General features: G+C 70.9%; 3 protein-coding genes. 1 reads left to right on the plus strand and 2 read right to left on the minus strand.

Annotated elements, in window-relative coordinates:
• Nucleotides 1-91 precede the first annotated feature (91 nt).
• Both ACFWBT_RS42475 and ACFWBT_RS42480 read right to left on the minus strand, forming a co-directional pair.
• Nucleotides 92-670 carry an exonuclease domain-containing protein gene (locus ACFWBT_RS42475; RefSeq protein WP_385710040.1) on the minus strand — a complete coding sequence of 193 codons (579 nt, stop codon included), beginning with the start codon at nt 668-670 and terminating at the stop codon, nt 92-94.
• 88 nt (nt 671-758) lie between these two features.
• The gene (locus ACFWBT_RS42480; protein WP_385710043.1) at nt 759-1,214 is read right to left on the minus strand and encodes a MarR family winged helix-turn-helix transcriptional regulator; all 456 of its coding nucleotides are present in this window, start codon (nt 1,212-1,214) and stop codon (nt 759-761) included.
• A 167-nt stretch (nt 1,215-1,381) separates the two neighbouring features.
• Between ACFWBT_RS42480 and ACFWBT_RS42485 the strand changes: the two genes are divergently transcribed.
• Nucleotides 1,382-2,836: an MFS transporter gene (locus tag ACFWBT_RS42485; RefSeq protein WP_385710046.1), complete on the plus strand. Its 1,455-nt coding sequence runs from the start codon at nt 1,382-1,384 to the stop codon at nt 2,834-2,836.
• Nucleotides 2,837-2,842: the final 6 nt, after the last annotated feature.

Raw genomic sequence — 2,842 nt, forward strand, 5'->3', positions numbered from 1 at the left:
TTCCTCGTACTGTTTTCCGTTGGGTGTCGGGCGGGGGGGGCGCGCGGGGGTGCCGGGAGTCGCGACGGGGCGAACGTTGCCTGTCGCGGCACTAGCCGCGCGACACGCCGGCCTCGGGCCAGGCCCCCTGTTCGGCCAGGCCGAGGATCAGGGCCGCGATGTTCCACGCGTCGTCCTCGCCCCGGTGATGCCGGCCTTCGAGGGGCAGTTCCGCGATGCGCAGGGCCTGCGCCATGCCGGGCCGTTTCCGCAGGCCGTGAGCGGCGGTGAAGGCCGCCTTGGCGTTGGTGTGCCGGTGGCCGAAGGGGTACGGGGTCGTCGTGGCGGCGCACTGACGGGTGAACTGGTGTCGGTCGTAGTCGCCCCAACTCGCCCACGGCCGCTCCCCCGAGCGGTGGCGGGCGGCCAACTCACGGCAGGCCCCCGCGAAGTCGAGCCCGCCCGCGACCTCGTCCTGGGTCAGCCCGGTCAGCTCCGTGCAGAAGGCGCTCACCGTCGATCGCGCGGGCCGCACCAGCAGGCGGTGCTTCTCCACCCGTACGCCCTTGTCCAGGTCGACGACGGTCAGACCGATCTCGATGATCTCGCTCACGGCTCCGGGCGGGGGCGGTCCTTCCCAGCAGGTCGCCTCGACATCGACGACGTTCAGCAGTCCCCCGAAAGTGTCCATGCGGGTGAGCGTAGGAGGCGGCTCGTCACACCGCGTCATCGGGTTTTCCGCCACGACGCCTCGGTCCGGCGGCAGTCGGACCGATCGGTCACGGGCGCGGCCAGGGACGACCGCCGATGCGCTCGATGTCGGTGTTGAAGCGCCGCAGATAGGAGGCGAAGGCGGCGATGTCCGGCTCCGACCAGTCGGCCATGACCCGGTCCAGGGAGCTGATCAGCCCCTGGCGCTCCTGGTCGAGGAGGCGCTCGCCCTCGTCCGTGATGCGGAACTTGCGGGCCATGCCGCCGTCGGGGTCCGGGATGCGCTCGACGAGCCCGGCCCGCATCGCCGCCGCGGTCTGCCGGTTGAGGGTGGAGGCGTCGAGTCCGAAGGCGTCGCTCAGTTCCCCGATCGACATCGGCCCCTGGACCCGGATACGGCTGAGCAGGATGTAGGCGCTGCGCTCCAGGACACCGTCCTTGGTGCGGCCGCCCCTGTGGTTCAGCAGTCCGTGACGGCTGAGCAGCATCTGCTCGTACTCGACCTCGTGTGTGGGCCTGACCATCCGCCTGCCGCCTCCCGTCGTCACCTGAGCCGCGCGCCCCGCAGATACCGGTACGGCCCCCCTCCATGCTCCCACATCTACATGCATGAGCCACATCACATGCGCGATACATATGACGTGTACGATGCACATATCTTACCCCGCAGACAGAACCCGAGGAGTCCCTCATGGACGCCCCCCAGCCCTCCGCCCGAGCGGGCGGCGTGGTCGCCACGCTCGCCTTCGCCGGCACCGTGGCGGCGATCATGCAGACGCTGGTCACTCCGCTCATCGCCGAGCTGCCCCAGATCCTGCACACCACGCCCGCGAACTCCGCCTGGGTGATCACCGTCACCCTGCTGGTCGCGTCCGTCTGCGTCCCGATCTCCGGCCGCCTGGGCGACCTGCTGGGCAAGCGGCGGATGCTGCTCGCCTGCTCCGTCCCGCTCGTGGTGGGCTCCGTCGTGTGCGCGCTCTCCTCGTCCGTCGCCCCGATGATCGTCGGGCGGGGCCTGCAGGGAATGGGCATGGGCATGATCCCGCTGGGTATCGCCCTGCTGCGTGACGTGGTGCCGGCCGAGAAGCTGAGTTCCTCCATCGCGCTGGTCAGCGCCTCGATGGGCATCGGCGGCGGCCTCGGCCTCCCCATCTCCGCGGCGGTCGCCCAGTACACGAACTGGCGCGTGCTGTTCTGGGGCTCCGCCGTGCTCGCCGTCGCGATCGGAACGCTCATCTGGTTCCTCATCCCGGACGTGCCGGCCACCGCCAAGGGTCAGCGCTTCGACGTCCTCGGCGCGCTCGGACTCGGCGTCGGCCTGGTCTGCCTGCTGCTCGGCGTCTCCAAGGGCGCCGACTGGGGCTGGGGCTCCACGACGACGCTCGGCCTGTTCGTCTCCGCCGTGGTGGTCCTCACCGCCTGGGGTGCCTGGGAGCTGCGCACGAAGGACCCGCTGGTCGACCTGCGCACCACGGCCCGCCCCCGGGTCCTGCTCACCAACGTCGCCTCGATCTTCGTCGGATTCGGCATGTACGCCAGCATGCTGATCATCCCGCAGCTGCTCCAGTTCCCCGACGCCACCGGATACGGCCTGGGCCAGTCGATGCTCGCGGCAGGCCTGTGGATGGCGCCCGGCGGCATCATGATGATGATCGTCTCCCCGCTCGGCGGGAAGCTCACCGACGCGCGCGGCCCGAAGTTCACGCTGAGCTCCGGTGTCCTCGTCATCGCTCTCGGCTACGGACTGGCGCTGGCCCTCATGGGTACGCCCTGGGGTCTCATGCTGACCGGCATGGTCATCAACAGCGGCGTGGGCCTCGCCTACGGTGCGATGCCCGCCCTGATCATGAGCTCGGTCCCGCTCTCCGAGACCGCCGCCGCCAACGGCTTCAACTCGCTGATGCGTTCTCTGGGCACCTCGGTCGGTGCGGCGGTCGTCGGCGTCGTCCTCGCCCAGATGACGACCAGCGCGGCCGGCTACACCTTCACCTCCGAGGGCGGTTTCCGCACCGGCCTCATCGTCGGTGGCTCCGTCGCCCTGCTGGCCGCCGCCATCGCCGCCGTGATCCCGGCGGCCCGCGCCGCTGTCGGCGGCGACAAGGCCGGCCCCGCGGCCACGCCCGAGACGGCCGCGGCCGCGCGCTGAGGTCCC

It is taken from the genome of Streptomyces sp. NPDC060027, from assembly GCF_042737005.1.
GTDB lineage: Bacteria > Actinomycetota > Actinomycetes > Streptomycetales > Streptomycetaceae > Streptomyces.

Coding starts and splice junctions, on each gene's coding strand:
- ACFWBT_RS42480 (WP_385710043.1), bottom strand. CDS start 1,214: ATGGTCAGGCCCACACACGAGGTCGAGTACGAGCAGATGCTGCTCAGC.
- ACFWBT_RS42485 (WP_385710046.1), top strand. CDS start 1,382: ATGGACGCCCCCCAGCCCTCCGCCCGAGCGGGCGGCGTGGTCGCCACG.
- ACFWBT_RS42475 (WP_385710040.1), bottom strand. CDS start 670: ATGGACACTTTCGGGGGACTGCTGAACGTCGTCGATGTCGAGGCGACC.